25 protein-coding genes are annotated in these 25,279 nt (G+C 57.4%); 20 read left to right on the top strand and 5 right to left on the bottom strand.

Features of this window, described 5'->3' with window-relative positions; genetic code table 11:
* The first annotated feature begins 258 nt into the window (after positions 1–258).
* Positions 259–1,557, top strand: coding sequence for a D-amino acid dehydrogenase (locus K7B04_RS19315; RefSeq protein WP_167575607.1), 1,299 nt, complete (start codon positions 259–261; stop codon positions 1,555–1,557).
* Positions 1,558–1,566: 9 nt separating this feature from the next.
* Entirely contained in the window at positions 1,567–2,637 is a 1,071-nt protein-coding gene (gene dadX / locus K7B04_RS19310) for a catabolic alanine racemase DadX (protein ID WP_163446229.1), read from the top strand.
* Positions 2,638–2,727: 90 nt separating this feature from the next.
* Here dadX and K7B04_RS19305 read toward each other — a convergent pair whose 3' ends face one another.
* Together K7B04_RS19305 and ldcA are read right to left on the bottom strand one after the other, a co-directional pair.
* Entirely contained in the window at positions 2,728–4,461 is a 1,734-nt protein-coding gene (locus K7B04_RS19305) for a potassium/proton antiporter (RefSeq protein ID WP_223802800.1), read from the bottom strand.
* 94 nt (positions 4,462–4,555) lie between these two features.
* Entirely contained in the window at positions 4,556–5,470 is a 915-nt protein-coding gene (gene ldcA / locus K7B04_RS19300; protein ID WP_223802799.1) for a muramoyltetrapeptide carboxypeptidase, read from the bottom strand.
* A 93-nt stretch (positions 5,471–5,563) separates the two neighbouring features.
* Here ldcA and emtA point away from each other — a divergent pair, with 93 nt between their 5' ends.
* Entirely contained in the window at positions 5,564–6,175 is a 612-nt protein-coding gene (emtA, locus tag K7B04_RS19295; protein WP_065356773.1) for a membrane-bound lytic murein transglycosylase EmtA, read from the top strand.
* On the opposite strand, the gene K7B04_RS19290 is transcribed toward emtA, so the two are convergent.
* Positions 6,176–6,907 carry a flagellar brake protein gene (locus tag K7B04_RS19290; RefSeq protein WP_163446226.1) on the bottom strand — a complete coding sequence of 244 codons (732 nt, stop codon included), beginning with the start codon at positions 6,905–6,907 and terminating at the stop codon, positions 6,176–6,178.
* 269 nt (positions 6,908–7,176) lie between these two features.
* Between K7B04_RS19290 and K7B04_RS19285 the strand changes: the two genes are divergently transcribed.
* The gene (locus K7B04_RS19285; protein ID WP_064544875.1) at positions 7,177–7,431 is read left to right on the top strand and encodes a GlsB/YeaQ/YmgE family stress response membrane protein; all 255 of its coding nucleotides are present in this window, start codon (positions 7,177–7,179) and stop codon (positions 7,429–7,431) included.
* Between the two features lie 150 nt (positions 7,432–7,581).
* A complete protein-coding gene (locus tag K7B04_RS19280) occupies positions 7,582–9,690 on the top strand; it encodes a TonB-dependent siderophore receptor (protein WP_223802798.1) in 2,109 nt (702 codons plus the stop codon).
* Between the two features lie 71 nt (positions 9,691–9,761).
* Here K7B04_RS19280 and hpaX read toward each other — a convergent pair whose 3' ends face one another.
* Positions 9,762–11,153: a 4-hydroxyphenylacetate permease gene (hpaX, locus tag K7B04_RS19275; protein WP_223802797.1), complete on the bottom strand. Its 1,392-nt coding sequence runs from the start codon at positions 11,151–11,153 to the stop codon at positions 9,762–9,764.
* Between the two features lie 261 nt (positions 11,154–11,414).
* Between hpaX and K7B04_RS19270 the strand changes: the two genes are divergently transcribed.
* The 14 genes from K7B04_RS19270 to catA all read left to right on the top strand — a co-directional run bounded on the left by K7B04_RS19270 (position 11,415) and on the right by catA (position 23,214).
* The gene (locus K7B04_RS19270) at positions 11,415–11,888 is read left to right on the top strand and encodes a MarR family winged helix-turn-helix transcriptional regulator (RefSeq protein ID WP_167575614.1); all 474 of its coding nucleotides are present in this window, start codon (positions 11,415–11,417) and stop codon (positions 11,886–11,888) included.
* Between the two features lie 334 nt (positions 11,889–12,222).
* Positions 12,223–13,344 carry an amidase family protein gene (locus K7B04_RS19265; protein ID WP_223802796.1) on the top strand — a complete coding sequence of 374 codons (1,122 nt, stop codon included), beginning with the start codon at positions 12,223–12,225 and terminating at the stop codon, positions 13,342–13,344.
* 105 nt (positions 13,345–13,449) lie between these two features.
* Positions 13,450–14,577 (top strand): acyl-CoA dehydrogenase family protein, encoded by a 1,128-nt coding sequence (locus K7B04_RS19260; RefSeq protein ID WP_223802795.1) that lies wholly within the window; start codon positions 13,450–13,452, stop codon positions 14,575–14,577.
* A 21-nt stretch (positions 14,578–14,598) separates the two neighbouring features.
* Positions 14,599–14,958, top strand: a complete 360-nt coding sequence (locus tag K7B04_RS19255; protein WP_167575617.1) for an IacB protein — start codon at positions 14,599–14,601, stop codon at positions 14,956–14,958.
* Positions 14,959–14,969: 11 nt separating this feature from the next.
* Complete coding sequence (locus K7B04_RS19250) at positions 14,970–15,521, top strand: nuclear transport factor 2 family protein (protein WP_223802794.1); 552 nt, start codon at positions 14,970–14,972, stop codon at positions 15,519–15,521.
* The gene (locus K7B04_RS19245) at positions 15,511–16,821 is read left to right on the top strand and encodes an aromatic ring-hydroxylating dioxygenase subunit alpha (RefSeq protein WP_223802793.1); all 1,311 of its coding nucleotides are present in this window, start codon (positions 15,511–15,513) and stop codon (positions 16,819–16,821) included. The genes K7B04_RS19250 and K7B04_RS19245 overlap by 11 nt, the downstream gene beginning before the upstream one ends.
* Positions 16,822–17,304 (top strand): aromatic-ring-hydroxylating dioxygenase subunit beta, encoded by a 483-nt coding sequence (locus tag K7B04_RS19240; protein WP_223802792.1) that lies wholly within the window; start codon positions 16,822–16,824, stop codon positions 17,302–17,304.
* A 10-nt stretch (positions 17,305–17,314) separates the two neighbouring features.
* Entirely contained in the window at positions 17,315–18,049 is a 735-nt protein-coding gene (locus K7B04_RS19235) for an SDR family NAD(P)-dependent oxidoreductase (protein ID WP_223802791.1), read from the top strand.
* Positions 18,050–18,059: 10 nt separating this feature from the next.
* On the top strand, positions 18,060–18,992 hold the full coding sequence (locus K7B04_RS19230) for a PDR/VanB family oxidoreductase (RefSeq protein WP_223802790.1): 933 nt from the start codon (positions 18,060–18,062) through the stop codon (positions 18,990–18,992).
* Between the two features lie 10 nt (positions 18,993–19,002).
* Positions 19,003–19,497: a flavin reductase gene (locus tag K7B04_RS19225; RefSeq protein ID WP_223802789.1), complete on the top strand. Its 495-nt coding sequence runs from the start codon at positions 19,003–19,005 to the stop codon at positions 19,495–19,497.
* 21 nt (positions 19,498–19,518) lie between these two features.
* Positions 19,519–20,862: an MFS transporter gene (locus K7B04_RS19220; RefSeq protein ID WP_223802788.1), complete on the top strand. Its 1,344-nt coding sequence runs from the start codon at positions 19,519–19,521 to the stop codon at positions 20,860–20,862.
* Entirely contained in the window at positions 20,849–21,961 is a 1,113-nt protein-coding gene (locus K7B04_RS19215; RefSeq protein ID WP_223802787.1) for a muconate/chloromuconate family cycloisomerase, read from the top strand. Before K7B04_RS19220 ends, K7B04_RS19215 begins: the two co-directional genes overlap by 14 nt.
* A 12-nt stretch (positions 21,962–21,973) precedes the next feature.
* Positions 21,974–22,252: a muconolactone Delta-isomerase gene (gene catC, locus K7B04_RS19210; RefSeq protein ID WP_167575624.1), complete on the top strand. Its 279-nt coding sequence runs from the start codon at positions 21,974–21,976 to the stop codon at positions 22,250–22,252.
* Between the two features lie 35 nt (positions 22,253–22,287).
* Positions 22,288–23,214: a catechol 1,2-dioxygenase gene (gene catA / locus K7B04_RS19205; protein ID WP_167575625.1), complete on the top strand. Its 927-nt coding sequence runs from the start codon at positions 22,288–22,290 to the stop codon at positions 23,212–23,214.
* 43 nt (positions 23,215–23,257) lie between these two features.
* Here catA and proX read toward each other — a convergent pair whose 3' ends face one another.
* Positions 23,258–24,256 carry a glycine betaine/L-proline ABC transporter substrate-binding protein ProX gene (gene proX, locus K7B04_RS19200; protein WP_223802786.1) on the bottom strand — a complete coding sequence of 333 codons (999 nt, stop codon included), beginning with the start codon at positions 24,254–24,256 and terminating at the stop codon, positions 23,258–23,260.
* A 398-nt stretch (positions 24,257–24,654) separates the two neighbouring features.
* On the opposite strand from proX, the gene K7B04_RS19195 reads away from it, so the two are divergent.
* Positions 24,655–24,963, top strand: a complete 309-nt coding sequence (locus tag K7B04_RS19195) for a hypothetical protein (protein WP_167575627.1) — start codon at positions 24,655–24,657, stop codon at positions 24,961–24,963.
* Positions 24,964–25,279: the final 316 nt, after the last annotated feature.

The raw sequence follows: 25,279 nt of genomic DNA, 5'->3' as shown, positions 1-25,279 counted from the left end.
GAAATTCTGTAACAACCGCCTTTTCTAAACTTCATGATTTATTCATTTTAGTGGCGATATTTTTGCCTGTTCTCAGCATTTTATGCTGACAAAAAATAGCGTGCAGCAGGAGATATCAACTTCGTCGTCACCCCGCAGCATGCGCGCTGTGTGAAGTAAGTCACCATAAAAAAAGCGTATGTTGAATAATATTTTCATCTGGGTTATCAATTTGTAATTAGAAGATTGTTCTTTTACTCATTCTGGACTGGAGTGGCTATGCACATTGTCATACTGGGAAGTGGCGTGGTGGGCGTGACCAGCGCCTGGTATTTAAGTCAGGCGGGGCATCAGGTGACGGTTATCGACCGGGAGGCCGGCCCGGCGCTGGAGACCAGCGCCGCCAACGCCGGGCAAATCTCCCCGGGCTACGCTGCGCCGTGGGCGGCACCGGGCGTGCCGCTAAAGGCGATTAAATGGATGTTCCAGCGCCATGCGCCGCTGGCGATTCGCCTGGATGGCACCGGTTTCCAGCTGAAGTGGATGTGGCAAATGCTGCGCAACTGCGACACTCGCCACTATATGGAAAACAAAGGGCGCATGGTGCGTTTGGCTGAGTACAGTCGCGACTGTCTGAAAACCCTGCGTGAAACCACCGGCATTAGCTATGAAGGTCGTCAGGGCGGTACCTTGCAACTGTTCCGCACCGCTCAACAGTATGAGAACGCGACCCGCGATATCGCCGTGCTGGAAGATGCGGGGGTGCCGTATCAACTGCTGGAAGCTTCGCGTCTCGCCGAGGTTGAGCCAGCGCTGGCGGAGGTTGCCCATAAGCTGACTGGCGGTCTGCGCTTACCCAACGATGAAACCGGTGACTGCCAGTTGTTCACCCAGCGGTTGGCGAAAATGGCCGAACAGGCGGGCGTGCAGTTCCGTTTCAATACGCCGGTAGACAGCCTGATTAAAGAGGGCGAACGCATTGTCGGCGTGAAGTGCGGCGACGAAGTGGTCAAAGCCGATGCTTACGTGATGGCTTTTGGCTCTTACTCAACCGCCATGCTCAAAGGGCTGGTGGATATCCCGGTTTATCCGCTGAAGGGCTACTCGCTGACCATTCCGATCGTCGAAGAGAGCGGGGCGCCGGTGTCCACGATCCTTGATGAAACGTATAAAATCGCGATTACCCGTTTTGATAACCGTATCCGCGTTGGCGGTATGGCGGAGATTGTCGGCTTTAATACCGAGCTGCTTCAGCCGCGTCGCGAGACGCTGGAGATGGTTGTGCGCGATCTGTTCCCGCGCGGCGGCCACGTGGAAGAGGCCACGTTCTGGACCGGGCTGCGTCCGATGACCCCGGACGGCACGCCGGTGGTGGGCAAAACGGCGTTCAAAAATTTGTGGCTGAATACCGGCCACGGCACGCTGGGCTGGACCATGTCCTGCGGTTCCGGCCAGCTGCTAAGCGATTTGATGTCTGGCAGAATGCCGGCTATCCCCTATGATGATCTCAGTGTCGCACGCTATTCACCGGGCTTCACACCCACTCGCGTGCAGCATTTGCATGGCGCGCACCACTAAGGAGAACGCATGTCACGTCCTGTGCTCGCCAGCATCGATCTGCAGGCGCTGAAAAACAATCTGGCTATTGTCCGACGCGCTGCGAATGGGGCCCGCGTCTGGTCGGTGGTGAAAGCGAATGCCTACGGCCATGGCCTTGATCGGGTATGGAATGCCCTGAAGGAAACCGACGGTTTTGCGATGCTCAACCTCGAAGAGGCGATTCTGCTGCGTGAACGCGGCTGGAAAGGGCCGATTCTGTTACTGGAAGGTTTTTTCCATGCCGACGAACTGGAACTGTTTGATAAATATCGGCTGACTACCAGCGTGCACAGCAACTGGCAGATTAAAGCGCTACAGAATGCCCGTCTGCACGCGCCGATTGATATCTACCTGAAGGTAAACAGCGGCATGAACCGTCTCGGTTTTGCACCGGAGCGAGTGCAGACGGTCTGGCAACAGCTGCGCGGTATGAAAAACGTCGGTGCGATGACGCTCATGTCGCACTTTGCGCAATCGGAAAACACCGACGGCGTAACTGAACCGATGCGCCTGATCGAGCAGGCGGCTGAAGGACTGGACTGCCCACGTTCATTAGCCAACTCGGCTGCGACGATGTGGCATCCGGAAACCCATTTTGACTGGGTGCGGCCCGGTATTGTGCTCTACGGCGCTTCACCCTCTGGCCAATGGCAGGACATCGCGAATACCGGCCTCAAGCCGGTGATGACGCTGAGCAGCCAGATTATCGGCGTGCAGAACCTCAAACCCGGCGATGCGGTGGGCTATGGCAGCCGCTATCGCGCAAAAGAGGAACAGCGCATTGGTATTGTCGCCTGCGGTTACGCCGACGGCTACCCGCGCATTGCCGCCAATGGCACTCCGGTGCTGGTGGATGGGATCCGTACCGGTACGGTTGGCGCTATCTCGATGGATATGCTGGCGGTGGATTTAACGCCGTGCCCGCAGGCCGGAATTGGTACCGCCGTTGAGCTGTGGGGGCAGGAAATTAAGATTGATGAAGTGGCGGCCAGCGCGGGCACCGTCGGCTATGAGCTGATGTGCGCGCTGGCGCCGCGAGTCCCTGTCGTGACAGTGTAACGTTTATGCGTTTGCCCGGTGGCGCTGCGCTTACCGGGCCTACAGCCGTTTGCTACTCTCGCAAGCCAGCGCCATCGGGCAACAACCAGGCTACTCCGATTCTTCCTCGGCCACCCGCACGCCGACTTTCAACACCTGATTCTCTTCTTTTTCCGCGACCGTCCATATCATCCCAGCAAACTCCACCTGGTCGCCCACCACCGGCGCTGCGCCAAGCAGATGCTCGACGATATCGCCCAGAGACTGCTGGTTATCGCGGAACTCTTCCCCGCCGTCGAGGCCGTAAATCAGCGCCACGTCGGCAAACTTGGCGCCAGCTTCCAGAATAAAATCACCAAAGAAGCGCTGATCCAGCGATATCGGCGGCGACTGGCTAAACAGCTTGCCCAGCAGAGGCAGGTCGCGCTCGCGGCCAATCACGCACAGAATGTCATTTTCCCGCAGGCGGGTGCTTCCGGTAGGGTGCAGCAGCGCATTATCGCGAAACAGGGCGGCAATACGCGTTTCCGGCGGCATATGCAGGTCGCGCAGCGCCGCGCCCACGCACCATTTTTCGGCGCTAAGCTGATAGATAAACTGCTCCCACGGGTTCTCTGGGTGAATATCCAGCCCCACGCGGGAGATAGGCCAGCCGACAGGCGGTACCACCACTTTGGCTTTCTTCGCCGCCCACGACAGCGAGGTGCCCTGTAGCAGCAGTGAAATCAGGACCACGAAGAAGGCGACATTAAAGAACAGCCGCGCATTCTCGAGGCCTGCCATCATCGGAAACACCGCGAGGATGATCGGTACCGCGCCGCGCAGGCCAACCCAACTGATAAAGGTGCGCTCGCGCAGGTTAAAGCCGCGGAACGGCAGCAACCCGGCGAAAACGGAAAGCGGACGGGCAATGAAGATCATCCAGATAGAAAGCAGCAGCGCCGGAATGGCTATCGGCAACAGATCGGACGGCGTGACCAGCAGCCCCAGCACGAGGAACATCGCAATCTGCGCCAGCCAGGCCAAGCCATCGAAGTTTTGCAGAATACCAAAGCGGTTGCGGATTGGCCGGTTACCCAACAGGAAACCGCACAGGTACACCGCCAGGATACCGCTGCCGTCAAGCGTGGTGGTGACGGCAAAAATCATGATCCCGCCGCTCAGCGCCAGCAGCGGATACAGCCCGGCGGGCAGCGCGATACGGTTGATCATTTGCAGCAGCAGATAGCCGCCGCCAAGACCAATCACGATCCCCAAACCGAACTGCTGAATAATGTGTACAAGGAACATCCAGCTCAGGCCCGTTTCATGCTGCTGGATCATCTCAATCAGCGTGATGGTCAGAAACACCGCCATCGGGTCGTTACTGCCGGATTCAATCTCCAGGGTGGAGCCCACGCGTTCGTTTAGCCCTTTGCCGCCAAGCAGCGAGAACACCGCCGCCGCATCCGTGGAGCCGACAATCGCGCCAATCAGCAAACCTTCCATCATATCCAGCTTAAACAGCCAGGCCGCCATCATCCCGGTGAGCCCGGAGGTGATGAGTACGCCGAGCGTCGCCAGCGAAAGCGCCGGGCCGAGCGCCACGCGAAAGGAACTGGCCTGAGTACGCATCCCGCCATCCAGCAGGATCACCGCCAGCGCCAGGTTACTGACCATATACGCGAAAGGGTAGTTGTCGAACGGAATGCCGCCAATGCCATCAACGCCTGCGAGCATGCCAATGGCTAAAAAGATAACCAGTATCGGGATGCCGAGGCGGGAAGAAAATGAGCTTAAGAGAATACTGCAGGTTACTAAGACCGAACCCAAAATAAAGAGACTAATGACTGCCGTGGCGTCCAATGTTCACGCACTCCCCTAATCGCGCTTGCTGGTAACAAAACGTTACCATAATTAGGGCGCGAACATTGGACTAATAAGCGGTATTTATTGTTTTTTATTCACTTAATACGGGATGACCGCTCAGCGTGAGCATTGAATGACCGGATGCGTGGGTTAACTGTGCCTGTGCGCCCAGCGCCAGGGTCACCGTGCGCTGCTCATGGCCGAAATCGAGCCCGGTGATCAACGGGATTGGCAAACGTGAACGCAGGTAATCATACATGGCGTTCAGATCGTAGCCTGCGTCGTAATCATTCGGCGCCGCGCCGGTAAAACTCCCCAACACAATGGCTCGCTGACGCGACAAAATGCCCGCGTGCAGCAGCTGTAGCAGCATGCGTTCGACGCGGAACGGATGTTCGTTGATGTCCTCGAGCACCAGAATGCCATCGCGGATCTCCGGGAGCCACGGTGTGCCAATCAGCGAAACGATCATCGCCAGGTTGCCGCCCCACAGCGTCCCCTCAGCTTCACAAGCCGGGCCGTTGCCCTGCCACTCCACGGAATAGGTCGGATTTTTCAACGCCAGCCAGAAGTGCCGTTCGGTGAAGTCGTTCAGCGTTTCGGCGCCAAAGTTACCGGCCAGCATCGGCCCGCTAAAGGTGACGACATTGCCCAGGGCCAGCAGCCCCATCTGGATAACGGTGAAATCGCTGTGGCCGCAAATAAGCAGCGGATCGCGCTGCTGGCGAGCAATCAGCCCCTGCCAGTCGATACGCTCAAGTAAACGACTTGCGCCGTAGCCGCCGCGTACCGGCATGACAATCTGATTTTTCCCAGCCAGCGTCACAAGACTGTTAAGATCGCTCAACCGTTCGCTTTCTGTGCCGGCGAAACGACAGTCGCGACGGGCGATAACCTGTTGATGAGCGACCTGATGTCCGGCCTCTTCTAATCGCGATACCCCGCGCAGCGCGGCGGATTGGTTAATGCAGTAGCCGGAAGGGGCGATAAGATGAAACTGGGACATGGCATTTCCTTGCTGAGTACGAAACGAGTATCATGCCGCCTGAGCCAGTGGTTGTCATTAACGGCAGCAAAGTTCAGCTAAAAGGATAGATGCGTGAAATTAAGATGGTTTGCTTTTTTAATTGTATTACTCGCCGGGTGTAGCTCTAAATCGGATTACCGAAATCCCCCCTGGAACCCTGAGGTGCCGGTAAAGCGAGCGATGCAGTGGATGCCTATTAGCGAAAAAGCCGGTGCGGCATGGGGCGTCAGCCCACGCCTGATCACCGCGATTATTGCCGTGGAGTCCGGCGGGAACCCGACGCTGGTCAGCAAATCAAACGCGGTTGGCCTGATGCAACTGAAGGCCTCCACCTCCGGGCTGGACGTCTACCGTTACATGGGCTGGAGCGGCCAGCCGTCGACCAGCGAGCTGAAAAACCCGGAGCGGAATATCTCAATGGGAGCGGCCTATCTGAGCATTCTGGAGCACGGTTCACTGGCGGGCATTAGCGACCCGGAAGTGATGCAGTATGCGCTGGTGGTGTCCTATGCGAACGGTGCTGGTGCGCTGCTGCGCACCTTCTCATCCGATCGTAAAAAGGCGATTGCGGAAATCAACGAACTGGATAAGGACGAGTTCTTCGAGCATGTGGTGAAGAACCATCCAGCGCCGCAGGCGCCACGCTATATCTGGAAAGTACAGAAAGCGATGGACGCCATGTAGTTAGCGGACGTTATTGGCCCGTTCGCGGGCCTCTCGCTCCAGTGAAAAGATAATGCGCTGGAGCGAGCGTTCAAGTACCGGCGTCATATGCAGAAAACGAAAGCTCAGGCGTGGGGTGACAATCGTTTCGTTCTTGCTATCAACCACCTTACGTTCGCTGATCGCCAGCAGTTGCGCATCAAAGCGAAAACGTCCCCATTGTCCCATATCCAGCTCAATCTCTTTCAGCTCCATTCCGGGAACCAGTATTTCTGGCGTGGGTCCATCCAGTAGCGCGCCCATTCCTCCCAGCGAGAGATCAAACAGTCGAAAACGGAGCGGGGTTTTATTCGGCAGCGTGGCGACACCATAGTAGGGCGGATGCAGCGGCGCGGGCATGCGGAAATATTCGCGACGTTGAATAAACCATACTGCTGGCGGCGTCGGCATCACAAAGGCCGGTAACCCCTGATAATCTTCAACCTGCATTTCGGCAACGGTAAATTCTATTTTTGCGCCATTGGTTTCCGCCACGATGCTGATATTTTTTGCCGTTCGAGCGGCGTCGTTATCTGCTTCCCGGCTGCCAAAATCAATAACTAAACGTTGCTGGCTGGCGTCGAGAATGCGGCTAATAAATTGACGTGAAGACCAGCTCACGCGCAGCGCGGCGTTAGCCTGCTGAAGATCGCGGAGAATATTTAATACGGCTAACGGATTTTGCTTAAGAAACTGTGCGTTATGCTCACTCACCTGAAATGGCTCCTGAATGGCAGGTTCTCTATGAGATATCGGCGTCCAGAAACAGAACTTCAGCGTCTAAATAAAAATATTTAACATTACGCCAGATCTGCGCTGTGCAACGGACTTAAGGCAGTGCCTACATCAATATTCGTATTTATCCGTATAAAATATCATCGCCATACCAGGTTTTTTAAGAACAATTACCTATACTTGAAACATTAGCGGCGCAGAATGTCGGCGCTTTTATTGCTGTTAATGGAACAGGAGAGGTGGGAAAAATGGGTATTATTACCTGGATTATTTTTGGTCTGATTGCCGGTGTTATTGCCAAATTCATTATGCCGGGACGCGATGGGGGTGGTTTTATCCTCACCTGTATCCTGGGGATAGTGGGTGCGGTAGTGGGTGGTTGGCTCGCGACCACGTTCGGCATCGGTGGCAGCGTCACCGGTTTTAACCTGCACAGCTTCCTGGTAGCCGTGGTTGGCGCCATCGTTGTGCTGGCGGTATTCCGCCTGATTCGCCGCGAATAATGTCTTCCTACGGCCCCGTCAGGGGCCGTTTCTTACTTCGACAAAAATCCGATCTAGATCACATTTCTATATCCCTTCGTATTTTGTTGTTGAATAGCAAATGCGGATGATAATAATTATCGTTCTTTGTTCTTTTTGAGCTTAACGATAATGAATAACGCCGTTTTCCGCCTTTGTGCACTCTCCGGGATGATAACACTCGCGCTTGCGTCGCAGGCCTATGCCGATAATAACGAATCCACCATGGTCGTGAACGCCTCTGGCGAGGAGAGCGAACTGGCCGCCTGGACCAACAGCGCCACCAAATCCGCGGTGGCGGAGAGTAAAACGCCGCAGGTTATCAACACTATCGGTCAGCATGAAATCACCCTGCGCCACGCTGCCTCGGTGAATGAGATTCTGCGCTATGCGCCTGGGGTAACGACCGAGTCGCGCGGTAGCACGACCTACATGAGCGAATACAAGATTCGCGGCTTTAACGTCGACAACGAATTCTATAACGGCCTCCAGTTGCCCTATAACGTGACCGGCAATACCAAAGCGCGGATCGACCCGCTGCTGGTTGAGAGCGTCGATATCCTCAAAGGGCCGTCCTCGGTGCTCTACGGCAGCGGTTCGCCGGGCGGGTTGGTGAATATTCAGGGGAAGAAACCACAGAACACGCCGCGCACGGAAGTCGGCTTCAATACTGGCACCCGTAACCTGAAAGAGGGTTACCTGGACTCGACCGGGCGGGTTGCCGACAGCGACTGGAGCTATCGCCTGCTGGGTAAAGCGACCGAAGGCGACGATCAGCCGCATACGACCCGCTATGAAGATTATCTCGTGGCCCCCAGCGTGACGTGGCAGCCAAGCGATAAAACCCGCCTGACGCTGGATGCGCTGGCGCAAAATACCCCAAGCCTGACGCCGTCTAACCCGCTGCCGCTTTCTTATTTGCGCTCCAGCTACGCCAATAAACGCGATTATGCCGGTGACGACTGGAACGGCTTCAAGCAGCGCCAGTGGATGGTAGGCTACAGTTTTGAACACCAATTTGATAACGGCTGGGGAATTGCGCAGAAAGCGCGTTACTTTGATATCGACAGCCATCAGCGGAGCGTCTATTCCACCGGCAACGCGGGGAACCCGGTTTATGAACTGAACCGCTTTGCCTATACCACGAACGAAGATCTGCATAGCTTCAATATCGACAATCAGATCACGCGGACGCTGACGGTGGGCGACTGGCAGCACCACCTGCTGGCAGGGTTCGACTATCAGAAGCTGAATTCGCACTACCATTATCGCTATGCGTCGACGACCCCAGGTATCGACATGCGCAACCCGGACTTTACGCAGGTGAATGAAGGGGCGCTGGGACTGTACACTGCGCAGAAAAATCGCCTGTCTTACAACCAGAAAGGCTACTACCTGCAGGATCAGATGGCCTGGGGAGGCCTGAATATTCTCGCCAGCCTACGCTACGACGAATACCAGTCCGCGACAACCGACTACCTTAACCACGACGAGAAAACGTGGATCTCTCAGGATCGCGTGACCAAACGCCTTGGCGTGCTGTACGCCTTTGACAATGGGCTATCGCCGTTTATCAGCTACTCGGAAGGGTTTAAACCGGTATCACCGGCTAACGGCCTGACGGCGGAACAGGTGAAACCTACCACCAGTAAGCAGGTGGAAGGCGGCGTGAAGTACCTGCTGGCGGACTATGCGACCACCTTCACCGCCTCAGTCTTCAACATCCGACAGAAAAACGTGCTGAGCGCGGATCCGAGCTGGGTGTACCGCCAGACCGGGGAAATTGAGTCCAAAGGGGCAGAACTGTCGGCTATCAGCCGCCCAACCGACAATATTAACCTGATCGCCAACTACGCCTATACCCACGCCATCAACACCGAAGATGAGAGCTACCAGGGCAAGCGCCCGACGCAGATACCCGAAAATGCCTTCAACCTGTGGGGCGACTATACCTTCGACCAGAGCCTGGTGCGCGGGCTGACGATCGGCGCGGGGGCACGCTACACCGGTCCGATGGAAATCTCCCCGGATAACAAGGCGGGTAAACTGGGGGGCACAACGCAGTACGATATGTCGCTGTCTTACGATATGTCCGCCGTGGACAGCAGCCTTGCTGGGCTCATGCTGAAAGCCAGCGCGCAGAACCTGACCAACAAAGAGACGTTGACCTGTTATGACAGCACCAACTGCTGGATTGGCCGCGATCGAACCGTGCAGGTGGGGGCGAGCTATACCTTCTGATGGTAGGCCGGATGGCGGCGAAACGCCTTATCCGGCCTACGTGATAATTCCGGGTCGCCTGGACGTGGGGTTTACGCCGACTCCGGGGCTGCGCCAGATACCGCATTCTGGCGTTGCGCGGCTTTCATCGGAATAAACGCGACGATAACGGCACCCAGAATCAGGAAACCGGCCACCATGTAGATCCCAGCGTTAAAGCTGCCGGTGACGTCTTTCATCAGCCCCATCAGCAAAGGTCCCAGCGCCGCGCCGGTCATGCCGGTGCCGTTGATTACCGCGATGCCCAGCGCACGGGCGCGCAGGGAGAGTGCGCGATCCGGCGTGGTCCAGAAGATAACCATCGCCGCAAAGGCGCCCATCGACGCCATCACGATCCCGGTAAATTGCAGATGCGGGTTCGGGCTGGCGGCGGTGAGGATCCAGCCTGCCGCGGCGAACAGATAGGGCAGCAGGGTGTGCAACTTACGCTCGTTGTAGCGGTCGGAACGTTTGCTCCACCAGATCATGCCGATGATCGTACAGACCTGCGGAATCGCGCTCAGCAGACCGATAGTGACGTTGCTGCTCTCGGCGTTAAAGCTACGCAGAATCAGCGGCGTCCAAACGCTCAGGGCGCTCAGCGTATTGGTCAGGCAGAAGTAGGCCAGGGTGTAGAGAATAATCGCCGGGGTGAGTAGCTCGCGCAGCATACTTTTTTGCCCAACCGAGGCGGCCTGAATGGCGCTTTGGGTTTGCAATGCGTTGATTCGGTCGGCTTCCAGCATCTCGTTGAGGCAGGCTTTATCATCGTCGGTCAGCCATTTGGCCTTCGCCGGACTGTCGTCAAGCCAGAACCAGACCACCAGACCGAGCAGCACAGACGGGAAGCCTTCCAGCAGGAACAGCCACTGCCAGCCTTTCAGATTGAGCAGACCATCCATGTTGAGAATGTAGCCAGACGCCAGGGACCCCAACGCCATGGTCACCGGCATGGCGATCATAAACAGCGCGTTGGCGCGAGCGCGATAATGTGCGGGGAACCAATAGGTTAAGTAATACAGCAGGCCGGGAAGAAAACCGGCTTCGGCAATACCCACCAGCATGCGCAGGGCGTACAGGCTGTTGGGTCCGGTGGCGAACAGCGTGGCGGTAGAGGCAATACCCCAGACGATCATGAGAATGGCTATCCAGCGTCGCGCGCCAACGATGGTCAGCATCACGTTACTGGGAATACCGCAGACCACGTACATCACATAAAACAGCGTGGTGGCAAGGCCAAACATAGTGCTGGTTAACCCGAGATCTTTTCCCATGGTTAGCCCGGCGAAGCCAATGTTGATGCGGTCGAGATAGGAAAACACAAACAGTACGAATAAAAACACGATCAATCGGCGAAACAGCTTGTTGATCACCGCCTGCTGCCGCGCGTTGAGCGGCGCTGGACCGGAGGTCGACGTTGGTTCCAGAGAAGGGCTATCGTTCATGAAAAGCTCCACATTGTGATTATGGTTATGGTTATGGGTCGTACAGGCTGGCTAACGTATAGAGAACGTCCGCTGAAGGTGTCAATTTTATGTGTGAAAAATGATACGCAATTGTTATGTGTGTGGCATTTGTGAATCATAATGCGATCTGCGTCGCTAAAAAGCCTCAGGCGCAGATCGACCCGGCATCATCACGTCGGGACGGGGCGAAAGACACAGGGTATAATCGAAAAATCTGCGGCTTGTTTGGTAAGGAAACGCATGAGTTATCTAAAAAAATTATCGGGTGATGGTACTGAAGATGCCGTATTTCATCGTGAAGAGTTTCCGTTCTACTGGATTGTTAACGTCTACGCGCGTTACACCCAAACCGTAGAAATTGCGCTCAAGAAGATCTCTCTGGATGTCTCGCGCTTTCGCGTGTTGATGATTACCCATCAGTACGGCGAGGCGAGCATTTCGCAAATCTCCGAGTATGCGCTGGCGAAAATGCCGACCGTCACCAAAATCGTCGGTCGACTCCGCGACGATGGGCTGGTGACAACCGCCAGCAGCCCCAGCGATGCGCGGGTGACCGTCGTGATGTTAACGGAAGCGGGCCAGCAGAAAGTGGCGGAAGCGATGCCGCTGATGAGCAAAATATTCGACAAAGGTTTTAAAGGAATGACCGCCAGCCAGGTGGAGAAAATGAACCAGGCATTGGCCAACGTGCTGGATAACCTCAACGAACTTTAACCCCGTCTCTCACGCGATCGCGAAACTGTGACTCGTGTAGAAAAAATTCATAACGTCTTGTAAATAAACACTATATTACATACCGTCGTCGACAGCCCGTTCGACGACGGTACCCGCCGTATTGCCTTTTTTTGCTTTATATTTCATCTGGCTGCATAAATAACCATCAACACAGAAAGGTTAATTGATTGTTTATTTTTGGTAAATATAACGTGAAAATTTACTTGAATATTCATCTAAATGTTCCATAGTAAAAACACGTTAGTCAGGACAAAGATGCCGCATTGATGGCTCGCCTGGATATGATTCATTTTTTCTGTGTAAGGTGTTAATTATGCAGCCAGTTTGTGAGAGCAAGGGTTTTGTCGAACGCTTCACCCTCGGTGACGGTGACCTAAGTTTTGCCGTCAAAGATACGCTGGACGTGGCGGGACACCGTACACAGGCCGGCTGTCCGGCGCTGGCAGAAAGCGCAGTGGCGCAGCAGCATGCCAGCGTCGTTGCGATGTTGCTCAGCAGCGGCTGCCAACTGGCTGGCAAAACCACCTTGCATGAGTTGGCGTTTGGCGTCACCGGCATCAACCCGTGGGCGGGGACACCGCTCAATCCTTGTTACCCTGAACTGATTCCGGGCGGTTCTTCCAGCGGTTCGGCGGCGGTTGTCGCCTCGGGAGAGGTTGATTTTGCGCTCGGCACGGATACCGGCGGTTCGGTGCGGATGCCCGCCGCCTGCTGTGGGATCCTCGGGCTGAAACCCGGCTACGGCGTGCTGAGCCGTCAGGGGGTTCTCCCCGCCGAAAGTTCGCTGGACTGCGTCGGTATTTTCGCCCGTGACGCGGACGTGCTGCGCCAGGTCCTGCATCGGTTAAATGTGCCCGTGGATGCGCCGCTAACGACCTTACCGGAGATGGCCTTTATTGCAGCCGCGCAGCCGGAAATTGATGCCATGCTCCTCACGACGCTGGCCCGATGGGAGATCTATCCACAACGCGCTGAATTGTCTTTGCTTAGTGAGGCTCATCGCGCCGGTCTTACCCTGATCAACCATGAAAACTGGCAGGCGTTTGGCCCACTGTTGGCCAGTGGAAAAGTGTCCGCTGATGTCGCCAGCCGCATTCGTCGGGGGGAAACGGTCAGCGCGCAGGACGTGCATGAAGCGGAAACCGTTCGCCAGCGCTTTAGCGCGCAGATGGATGAACAACTGATGAAAACGCCGCTGCTGGCGCTGGCAACCTTACCAGAATTACCGCCAACCTTAGCCGAAGCTCACGATCCGCTGCGTGTGGTTGAGTTAACCCGGCTGGTGCGTCCCTTCAACCTCAGCGGCCATCCGGCACTGACGCTGCCCATGGGCAGCCTGAACGATCGTCCTGTTGCGCTTCAGCTCGTGGCCCGTAAAGGGAACGAAAGCCTGCTGGTGCAGGCCGCCGAATGGCTGATGCGACAACGCGTCTAGCCGCAATACCCGCTTTTTCGTTATCCCAGATGACTCAGTGAGTTCGACTCATTGCGGCTGCGTTCGCCCTGCGAACGGCTGCGTATAACCCTTCCGGAGGAAGCCATGTCTGCCGTACACGTTCGTGAAACGCTGGTACCGCTGCTGAGCGAGGTTGCGACTCGCAGCGCCGATTTTGAGCATCAACGTCATATCTCTGACGACATCATTACCCGCTTTAAACAGGTCGGCGTGTATCGCGCACTGGTCCCAAAAATCTACGGCGGCGACGAGTGTACGCCCGCGCAGTTCTGCGAATTGATTGAGCAAATCGCCACGGCGGACGGCTCTGCGGGGTGGGTGGCAAGCTTTGGCATGAGCCCGTTCTACCTTGGCGCGCTGCCGGTGGAGACGCTGGCTGAACTCTATCGCGACGGCCCGGACGTGGTCTTCGCGGGCGGCATCTTCCCGACGCAGAAAGCGCGTCAGGCCGACGGCGGCTACCGGGTGAGCGGTCGCTGGAGCTTTGCCAGCGGCAGCATGGGCGCATCGGTACTGGGCGTCGGGATTCTGCCGGACGGCGAACAACCGCTGCCGCGCATGGCGGTCCTGCCGCGCGACAGCGTGCAGATCGATCCGGTGTGGGACACCGTGGGCCTCGCCGGAACCGGCAGTCACGACCTGCTGGTGGACGACGTCTTTGTCCCCGAGGCGTGGACCTTTATTCGCGGCGGCGCGCTGAATCTGGAGGGGCCGCTGTACCGCTACCCGGTGCTATCGCTGGCCACTCAGGTGCTTTCCGTTGTCGCCCTCGGCGTGGCCCGCGCGGCGCTCAATGAAATTTACGCCATCGCCCATCGTCAGCAGTCGGTGACCGGCGCGCCACGACTGGCCGACCGCCCGCAGGCGCAAATGCAGATTGCCCGCTGTGAAGCGGATTTACGCTCGGCCCGCGCCTGGTTTTACGAGGCGATAGACGATGTCTGGCAGCGTTTGCTGCAGGGCGATGACGCCAGCTGCGAGCAGATTAACGCCCTGCGGCTGTCTTCCACGCACGTCACGCGCGTCGCCGCCGAAGTGGCGCGTCAGGCGCTGGCGCTGAACGGTATGGGCGGCGTCACCATGACCAGCCCGCTGCAGCGCTACGTTCGCGACACGATGGTGATTACTCAACACGCCTTTATGGGCGACCTCTCGTACCTCAATGCGGGCACGGTCTTTTTCGGCGGTAAACCGCTGCCGGGTTACCTGTGATTGTTAACTAAGGAGCAACAGATGAGCCAAACCAACAAACTACGCGTGCTGTTTTGCATCGGCGTAAATCAGAACTTTTTTGACGCCAGCGCGGCGGAAGCCAAACAGGTATGGGCCGCTTTCGGCGTAATGATGAAGGGCATGGAGGAGACGCCGGGGATCCGCGTCATCGGCAATATGGATGACGACCAGCTGATGGTGGGCCCGTCGACCACCGCGCCGTGGACCACCTACGTACTGGCCGATGCCGAAGCGCTGGAAAACGTCGCGGCGGTCTGCAATCTGTTCCGCACCACGCCGGTAGGCGACAGCGGCAGCAAGCTGTGGAAGTACTGCAAAATCGAAGCCCGCGTCGGGCGTGAACTGATAATTCAGGGTTAACGGAGCGCGCGATGACTTCTCAGGATGCGCTGCGCCTACAGCAGCTCGAAGATCAGCAGGCCGCGCGGGTGTGCATCAGCAACTACATGCACCTGTGTGACCGCCTTGATGATGCCGACACCGTACGCGCCATCGGCGCGCTGTTTAGCGTCGACGCCTGCTGGGAAGGCGTGGGGGAACCCTACGCCGCGCGCCTGGGGCGTCATCAGGGGCGTGCGGCCATTATCGCCATGATGGCGAGCTACGTGCGTCAACCTGCGCACTTCGCCATGAACGCGCATTTTCTCTGTTCCGAGGCGTTGAGCGTGACGGCCGACGGCGAGCTGCATGGTCGCTGGCTGATGCTGCAAACATCCGCCTTCAGCGCGGGCGGCGCGCACCTTAACGCTGCGGAACTCCATGTGACCTTTCGGCGCGAGGCGAGAGAAATGGTGATGCGCCACTTCACCACCCGCAACCTGTTTAGCCGACCCATAAGCCACTGGCACGCCGAGGATCTGCTCCCGGTGCCGGAGCAAAATCAGACCGTCGCAGACGTGCAGGAGAATGGACATGCAGTGTGACCACCTCATTAATGTAAAGAATATCGATACCACGACGACCAACGCGCCGAGCCGCGCCGAGATTGCCGCGCTGGTCCAGCAAGACCGTGTACATACCTCGCTGTACACCTCGGAAGAATTGTTCAATCTCGAGCTGGATCGCGTGTTTGGCAAAACCTGGGTCTGGGTGGCGCATGCCAGCGAAATCCCGGAGACCGGCAGCTTCAAAACCACCGAGATCGGCACCCAGCCGGTGATCGTGGTGCGCGACCGTAAAGGCACCGTTCACACGCTGCTCAACCGCTGTCGCCACCGCGCGGCCACCGTTTGCGAGCATCGCAGCGGCAAAACCAACAGCTTTGTTTGTCCGTATCACGGCTGGGGCTACGCGCTCGACGGCAGCCTGCGCGGCGTGCCGCACCCGGAAAGCTATGCCGACCAGCTGGAAAAGGGCGAGCTGGGGCTGGTGTCGCTGCGCACTGAACAGTACGCGGGGATGATCTTCGCCACCTTCAACGATCGTATTGAGCCGCTGGAAGATTTCCTCGGCGCGGCGAAGAAGTGGATGGATCTGTTTATGAAGCAGGGCGCGGGCTACCCGATTAAAACCGGCCCGGCGCACCGTTTCCGCTTCCCGGGCAACTGGAAAATTCAGCTCGAGAATACCACCGACGGCTACCACTTCCCGGTGGTGCACCGTTCGTTCTTAAGTTCGGTCGATAAGCAGACTGAAGAGATGCTCAACTTCGTTGATGGCAGCGGCTATGTGGAAGACCTCGGCAACGGCCATAGCGTGATGGTGATGATCCCGGAACTGGTGGATCTGGAAGCCAATCTGGATGCGCCGATCCCGGAGCGCTTTACCGAACTGGCCGACGCCCTGCGCGCCGATCACGACGAAGATCAGGTACGTCGCATCGTGCGTGCGGTCGGCGGCTCCGGCTTCAACCTCAATATCTTCCCGAATATTGCCTGCTCGATGGCCTTCTTCCGCGTATTGCAGCCGGTATCGGTGAACGAAACCGAAATTCACCATGCGGTGATCACCATGGACGGCGGTCCGGAAATCGCTAACCAGGCACGTCTGCGTTTGCACGAACATTTTCAGGGGCCGATGGGCTTCGGTACGCCGGACGACTCGGAAGCGTGGGAGCGCGTGCAGCGCGGGGCCACCGCCGGGGATGACCTGTGGATCATGCTCAACCGCGGACTGGCAGGGGAATACCGCACCGACGACGGTCTGCGTAGCGACGTCAGCGCCGAAACCGGCATGCGTGCGGCCTACCAGCAGTGGAAAAAACTGATGACGGAGATGGAATAAATGACGCCCGCTGAATCTGTACTGTTTAACGCCATCGCGGTTATCAACCTCGAAGGTGACCTGCTGGATCAGGGCGAGTTTGATGCCTGGCTGGATCTCTGGCAGCGCGACGGCCTGTACGTGGTGCCGATCGACCCCACCGAGACCGACTTTAAAAACACGCTCAACTACGCCTGCGACGATCACGAGATGCGCGCCAAGCGCGTGAAGCGCCTGTATAGCGGCGAGTCCATCTCCACCACGCCGCGTGCCAGAACGCTGCGCACGCTGTCGCGCTTTCGTCTGCTGGAAGCGAATGAAAACGAAGTAGTGGTACGCGGCGCGCAGTCGCTGTGGGAACACCGCAAGGGCCACAGCCGCCACTACGCCGCCGATATCACCTGGCACCTGCGCCCGCAGGAAAGCGGCTGGCGCATTACCCAGAAGGTAATTCGCCTGGTCAACAGCGACGATGTGCTGCACAGCATCGGCTACATCCTGTGAGGGGCTGTTTATGACGCAAACCGTACTAGTGACCGGCGCTGCCGCCGGTCTCGGCAACGTGATTGCCACCCATCTGCTGGCGCAGGGGTTCCAGGTGGTATTGACCGATGTGGATGCTGAACGCGCACAGGCTGCCGCCGCCGGTCTGGATAGCGATCGCGTGCTGGCATTGGCGCTGGATATTCGCCTGCCGGACGCCTTTGAGCGCGCGCTGGCGGCCACCATTGAGCGCTTCGGCGGCCTACAGGCGCTGGTCAATAACGCCGCGCTGACGCTGGCGACGCCGGTAATGGAGATAACGGCGGAAGAGTTTGACCGGGTAATGACCACCAACCTGCGCGGCACCTTTGTGGGCTGCCAGACCCTTGGGCGTTACTTCGCCCGCCGCGGCTATGGCCGCATTATCAATCTGGCGTCGCTGGCCGGGCAGAACGGCGGCACCGCCTCTGGCGCGCACTATGCGGCCTCGAAGGGCGGCATTCTGACGCTGACCAAAATTTTCGCCCGCGAGTTGGCGAAATCCGGCGTGACCGTGAACGCCATCGCTCCTGGGCCGATGGATTCACCGGCGGTTCATGCGCTGGTGCCGGAAGAGAAGATGGCGGGGTTATTACAGATGATCCCGGTTGGCAAGCTCGGCGAGGCGGAGTTTGTCGCCCAGGCCGTGGCGCTGCTGGTTTCGCCACAGGCGTCGTTTGTCACCGGGGCCACCTGGGACATCAACGGCGGGCTGTTTATGCGCTAAGGGGAAGAAGATGCTGACATTACAGATTGTCCGCCGTGAACTGCGCGGCGAGGTGGTGCTGCTGACGCTGGCTCACGCTGAGGGTATCGCGCTGCCCGCGTTCACCGCCGGGGCGCATATCGATCTGCATTTAAACAACGATCTGGTGCGCCCGTACTCGCTGTGCAGCGACCCTCAGCAACGCTTTCACTATCAGCTCGGCGTACTCAAAGATCGCCAGTCGCAGGGCGGTTCGCTGGCGGTGCACGCCCTGCGTGAAGGGGATGAGGTCCGCGTCAGCGAGCCGCGCAACCTGTTTGCACTGGATGGGCAGGCCAAACACAGCCTGTTGATCGGCGGCGGCATCGGTATTACGCCGATGCTGGCGATGGCGGCGGAATTACGCGCCGCCGGGCGTTCATTCAGCCTGCATTACTGTGCGAAATCGCGCGCTGAGGCGGCGTTCGTCGCGCATCTGGAAGCGGCGGACTACGCGCCGCAGGTTCACCTGCATCTCAGCGATGAGCAGCGTATCAACCTCGATGCGGTGTTGTGCGACGTACCACAAGGCACACACGTCTACGTTTGCGGCCCCGCACGGTTGATGGATGCGGTGAGCGAACGCGCGGCGGCGCACGGTTACACGGCGGAACAGATTCACCAGGAGTGCTTCAGCGCTGAGGTTGCCACCGATGGTCAGCCGTTTGAAGTGGTGGCCGCCGCCAGCGGTATTACCGTACAGGTGGCGGCAAACCAGACCATTGTCGAGGCGCTGGCCCTGGCCGGGCTGAAAGTGTGCGTCTCCTGTAAGCAGGGGATCTGCGGCAGTTGCCTGACCGACGTACTCGAAGGCGAGCCGGATCACCGTGACCACTACCTGACCGACGACGAGAAAGCCGACGGCGATCAGATTCTGTTGTGCTGTTCACGGGCGAAAAGCGCCCGCCTGATTATCGATCTTTGAGGCTCTGACTATGACTCTGCAAACCGAATTTCGTAACGCTATGGCGCAACTTGGCAGCGCGGTATCCGTGATCACCACCGACGGCCCGGCAGGCAAATTTGGCTTTACCGCCTCCGCCGTCTGCAGCGTGACCGACCAGCCGCCGACGCTGTTGGTGTGCATGAACCGCAACTCCTTCGCCCACGCGCACTTCAAGCAAAACGGCGCGCTGTGCGTCAACGTGCTGTCGAGCGACCACCAGGCGCTGTCGGGTATTTTTGCCAACGCCAGCCTGCGCTCCGAAGAGCGTTTCTGCCACGACAGCTGGCAGGTGATGGCCAGCGGCGCGCCGGTGCTGAGCTCAGCGGTGGCGAGCTTTGACTGCCTGATTGACGACTGCCACGAAGTGGGCAGCCACTCGGTCTTTTACTGCCGGGTGCAGGCCATTCGCATCAGCGAGCAGCCGCGCGGGCTGGTCTATTTCAACCGCCGCTACCACACGGTTGGCTGCGACGTGGAAGTCTGATAACGAAAGGGGGAATGCCGGATGAGCAATGTCGTTTCTGAAACTGCCGTCACATCAACGACCGTCCGCCATGACGCGCAGCAAATGCGCAAGCTGGTGGTCGCGTCGGTACTGGGTAATGCGTTGGAATGGTATGACTTCTTTCTCTACGGCACCGCCGCGGCGCTGGTGTTTGGCCCGCTGTTCTTCCCGGTAGGCGGCGACCCGCTGCAGGGCACGCTGCTGGCGTTTTCCGGCTTTGCGGTTGGTTTTCTGGCACGCCCGCTCGGCGGCATCCTGTTCGGCCATCTCGGCGATCGCTATAGCCGTAAAATGACGCTAATCATGACCCTGACGCTGATGGGGGCGACGACCTTTGTTATTGGCCTGCTGCCGACCTACGCGCAGATAGGCATCTGGGCGCCGCTGTCGCTCATCATCCTGCGCTTCTTACAGGGCGTAGCTTCCGGCGGCGAGTGGGGCGGCGGCGTATTGATGCTGAGCGAAAATGCGCCCGCCTCGCGGCGCGGCTTCTATACCGCGTGGAGCCAGATGGGCGTCTCCGGCGGCTTTGTGCTCTCCGCCTTTGCCTTTTACCTCGTCCAGCAGTTGCCGCAAAGCGATTTCCTGAGCTGGGGCTGGCGCGTGCCGTTCTTGCTGAGCATCGTCATCTTCCTGGTCGGCGTTTATATCCGTAAAAACATTCGCGAGAGCAAAGCTTTCACTCAGGCAAAGCCGGAAGAGAAGCATGAAAAGATCCCGCTGCTGGTGCTGGTGCGCGAACACCCGAAAGCGCTGTTGCAGGCCATTGCCCTGCGGCTGCCGGAAAACGGGGCTTCCTATATTTTCTTCACCTTCTCGGTGGTCTACGCCAAACACATTGGCATTGGCACCGGGGAGATCATCAGCGCGGTGACGCTGGCGATGCTGATTGAGTTTTTCTCGATCCTGTTCTGGGGCGCGCTGTCGGACAAGATTGGCCTGAAACCCGTTTACTACATCGGCGTGATTGGCCTGTTGGTGATGGCGTTTCCGTTCTTCTGGCTGCTCTCCACCGGCAACTATGGCGCGGTGATGCTGGCGATGTTCCTCGGTCTGCCGGTGTGCCACGGCGCGATGATCGGCACCCAGCCGTGCATCATGAGCGATCTCTTCCCGGTGCGGGTGCGCTACTCCGGGCTGGCGCTGGGCCACGAAGTGGGGTCCATCTTCTCCGGCGGCCTCGGCCCGATGCTGGCGGTGGCGCTGCTGATGGCCGTCGATTCCTCCTGGCCGGTTTCTTTACTGTTGATGGCCTACGCGCTGCTGGCATGGATTGCCCTGAGAAGCCTGCCTTCAACCCCCTTACAACACAAAAATGCAGGAGCAACGGATGTTAACGATTGAATCACTGACCTGCTGGCTGGTGGATATTCCCACCATTCGCCCGCACAAACTGTCGATGGCCACCATGGGCTGCCAGACCCTGACCCTCGTGCGCATGCAGTGCGCGCAGGGCGTGGTCGGCTGGGGCGAAGCCACCACCATCGGCGGGCTGAGCTACGGGGCGGAAAGCCCGGAGGCCATCCGCTCGGCCATTGAAACCTACCTGTCGCCGCTGCTGTGCGGCCAGACCTTCAACGGCGTGGCGGCGCTGGCAGAGAAAATGAACGCCAGCGTCAAGGGCAACACCTTTGCTAAATCGGCGCTGGAAACCGCGTTTCTCGATGCCCAGGGCAAGCTGCTGGGGCTGCCGGTCAGCGCGCTGCTCGGCGGGGCGATAACCGACCGTCTGCCGGTGCTGTGGACGCTGGCGAGCGGCGATACGGAGAAAGACATTGAAGAGGGCAAACGGCTGCTGGCGGAAGGGCGGCACGATGCCTTCAAGCTGAAAATTGGCGCCCGGGATCTCAAAACCGATATTCGCCACGCGCTGGCGATTAAAGCGGCGCTCGGTGACGAGGTCAGCGTTCGTGTTGACGTCAACCAGGCGTGGGACTTCACCTCCGCGGTGAAAGGGATGAGCCAGCTACAGGACGGCGGTATCGACCTCGTTGAACAGCCAACCCCGCTCTGGGACCGGCAGGGGCTGATTGCCCTGAGCCAGCGTTTTGAGGTGCCGATTCTCGCCGATGAAGCGGTGGCAACCAGCCACGACGGTTTTGCTCTGGCGCACGGCGGCTTTAGCGGCGCTTATGCACTGAAGATTGCCAAAGCCGGCGGTCCGGCGCAGGCGCTGAAGCTGGCGCATGTCGCGCAGGCGGCGGGCGTGGCGTTGTACGGCGGCACCATGCTGGAAGGGACGATCGGCACGGTGGCCTCGCTGCACGCCTGGTCCACCGTCAGGATGCAGTGGGGCACCGAGATGTTCGGCCCGCTGCTGCTGAAAGATGACATCGTGGTCACGCCGCTCGACTTCCGCCAGGGGCAGGTTTCGCTGCCGCAAGGGCCGGGGTTGGGCGTGGAGATTGACCTCGACAAACTGCGTTATTACGCGCGCCACTAAAAGGATATCCCGATGCTGTTCAAAGTTGAAATGACCGTCAATATCCCCTCGTCGCTGCCTAAAGCCGAAGCCGATGAGATCAAGGCAAAAGAGAAAGCCTACTCCCAGCAGCTTCAGCGCGAAGGGAAATGGCTGCATATCTGGCGCGTCGCCGGGCTGTACGCCAACGTCAGCATTTTTGACGTGGCCGATAACCAGGAACTTCACGACCTCTTAACCGCTCTGCCGCTCTATCCGTATATGGCGATCAGCGTGCAGCCGTTATGCCGACACCCGTCGGCCATTGATTAAAACAACAACCCTTACCCTACGAAGAGGAATACGCAATGTCCGTTAATCCCGCAAAACAGACCGAACTGGAATCGTTACTGGCGATCAGCAGCGGCTTAAATGCCGAACAGGGCAACGAGCGTTTTAAAGCGATTATGCATCAGGTGCTGAGCGACCTGTGTCAGACCATCAAGAAGTTTGATATCAGCGACGAAGAGTTCTGGCTGGCCGTCAACTACCTGAATGAACTGGGCGAGCGCAAAGAAGCGGCGCTGCTGGCCGCCGGACTGGGGCTGGAGCATTACCTTGATATGCGCGCCGATGAAAAAGAGGCAGCCGCCGGTCTTGATGTTGGTACGCCGCGCACCATCGAGGGGCCGCTGTATGTCGCTGGCGCGCCGCTGAGCAAACAGTTTGCGCGGATGGATGATGGTAGCGAAGCGGGAGAGCCGATGTGGCTGCACGGGCAGGTGACCGATCTTCAAGGTCAACCGGTGGCGGGCGCGATTGTCGATATCTGGCATGCCAACACTCTCGGCGGTTATTCATTCTTCGATCAATCACAGAGTGAATATCACCTGCGTCGTCGTGTGGAAACCGGGGCGGACGGACGTTATGCGGTGCGCAGTATTGTCCCTTGCGGTTACGGCTGCCCGCCGGATGGCCCGACCCAGAAGCTGTTGAATCAGCTTGGCCGTCACGGTAATCGTCCGGCGCACGTGCATTTCTTCGTCTCAGCGCCGGGCTATAAACACCTGACGACGCAAATTAACCTCAACGGCGACGCCTACCTGTGGGATGACTTCGCCTTTGCCACCCGCGAAGAACTGATTGCCGATCCGGTCAAAATTACCGACGACAAGCTGGCGCAGGAACGCGATATTCACCAGCCGCACACGGAGGTGAGCTTCAACTTTACGCTGGTGGAATCCGCGCAGGCTGAGGAAGAAAACCGCATCAAGCGCGCGCGCGTGATGGAGTAAGTAAGCCGCCCGGCCCGCGTTGGCGAGGCCGGGCGTTGACTGCTTACTGCGCTGCCAGCGCCTGCTTTATCCAGCCGTCGAACGTCTGCTGGTGGGCGTGGATCCAGCCGTCTACATGACGCTGGATATCCGCAGCGGTCGACTCCCCTTTATGCATTAGCTGATTCTGCGCATTGACGTCCGCCAGCGGCAGCTTCGCGATAGCAAACAGTTTCGCCGCGGCGGGGTTTTTCTCCGCCCAGGCTTTATTGGCGACGATGTACTCATTGTTGACCGCAAAACCGTAGTTCTTGCCGTTCGGCAGTTCGGTATTCTGATCTTTCAGCGAGCCCGGGTTAGCAGAGAAGGGGACGGTTAGCCAGGCCACATCTTTACCCGGTTTCAGTTCATCACTGACCCAATAGGGCGTCCAGGTATAATAGATCACCGGCTTGCCTGCTTTATAACGGGCGAGGGTGTCCGCAATAATCGCGGCATAATTTCCCTGATTCTGTGTAACCGTATTACTGAGCCCATAAGCTTTTATTTGCGTATCAATCACCGAGCCACAAACCCAGCCGGGATTACAGCCGGCTAAATCGGCTTTACCGTCGCCGTTGGCATCAAATAATTTCGCGAGTTCAGGATCTTTTAGCTGAGAAATATCTGTAATGTTATATTTCTCTGCAGTTTTTTTATCGATCATATAACCCTGGGCGGCGTTACTAATATAAGTACCCTGACGGTAGAATTTCCGATCGCCGCCGCTGGCGTCATACATATCCTGCTGCATCGGCAGCCAGTTGGCGGCCATGAAGGTCGCATCACCGGCCGCAATCGCCGTATAGGCGACGTTGTACTCCACCTCTTCAATCGGGGTGACATCATAGCCTAGCTGCTTCAGCGCGCGGTTGATTATCTCGGTCTGGAACGTTTCTTCCGGTAGGGTACTTTGCACAGGGTGAACGGTAATGCCTTTGCCGGGCAGGTCCGCGGCAAAAAGAGTGGGGGAGGTAAATAACGCAGCCAGCGTGAGGGTGCGCAGAGTTGTTGTTGTTTGCATAATAATAACCTTGTTATTTTCGCGTGTTAAGCCAGAGGTGGCATATTATTCCCGCTTGGATAAAAGGTGGAAATAAAGGATGGTAGGACGATTAATCTCTCCGGGTTTTGTTAGCAACAATAACTTACCCTAACATAATAAAGCATATATGCAATCCTCAATATTCCTCAGAATTCTTTTTTACCCTTATATATGGCTAAGGATATTCTTAAAATGAATTGTAATGGCTAGATATTAACGCTTATGAATACGACAAATGACGGATTCAATTCTGATGAGGACGTACGCTATAGTGATTAGCCTGATTCTCATGAAAAATGAGAGTGCCAGGAGGCAAAACGAGCTGCATCAATGAGAGTAGATGATGCGGATTCATTCTCACAGGAAGTGGGGGTAGTATGAAGAAAATAGTACCTGTAGTATGTCTGTCGCTGTTAAGCCTGGCGTTATCCGGTGTGGCGCAAGCGCAGAGTCGGTCAAACTCCGGCACCATTCATTTTATCGGGCAGGTGGTCGAAGGGGGCTGTAACGTCTCGCCATCGGGCCAGGGTTTGCAGATTGCCTGCTACCGTGACGGCGCTATTCATGAACAGCATGTCGCGATGTCGACAACGTCCAGTACGCCATTTAAGGTCATCAGCCGAATCGATCGCCGCACGCTGCCGGGGAATCCTCATCTTCAGGAAGTGACCATCAGTTATCTTTAAGTCTTTTCTCCTGGCGCTGCCTGTCTGAATGACTGGAAATGCAGGTAGCGCTTCATCTACGCAAGTGATGACTCACGAAATGAGTCAGTCATAACGGAATAAAATATAGCGTCTCTTCCCAAAGTGAAATATTCATTTTTATAAATTAAATATGCACTTTTGGGAACTTTAGGAATTATTTTGTGGGTAGAAAAAATGCACTTTCTGCACAAATAATTAGCCTTCTATGTATTCATTTCAGATTCTCCTTTATGGGTATAAAAACAAAAAATTAACATTTTTTAAAGAATTAATTTCCTTTAATAACAGTATGATA

Source organism: Kluyvera sp. CRP (assembly GCF_019930565.1).
Lineage (GTDB): Bacteria > Pseudomonadota > Gammaproteobacteria > Enterobacterales > Enterobacteriaceae > Kluyvera > Kluyvera georgiana_A.
Note: the sequence above shows the minus strand (reverse complement) of the source record. Positions and strands in the feature narration are given on the sequence as shown.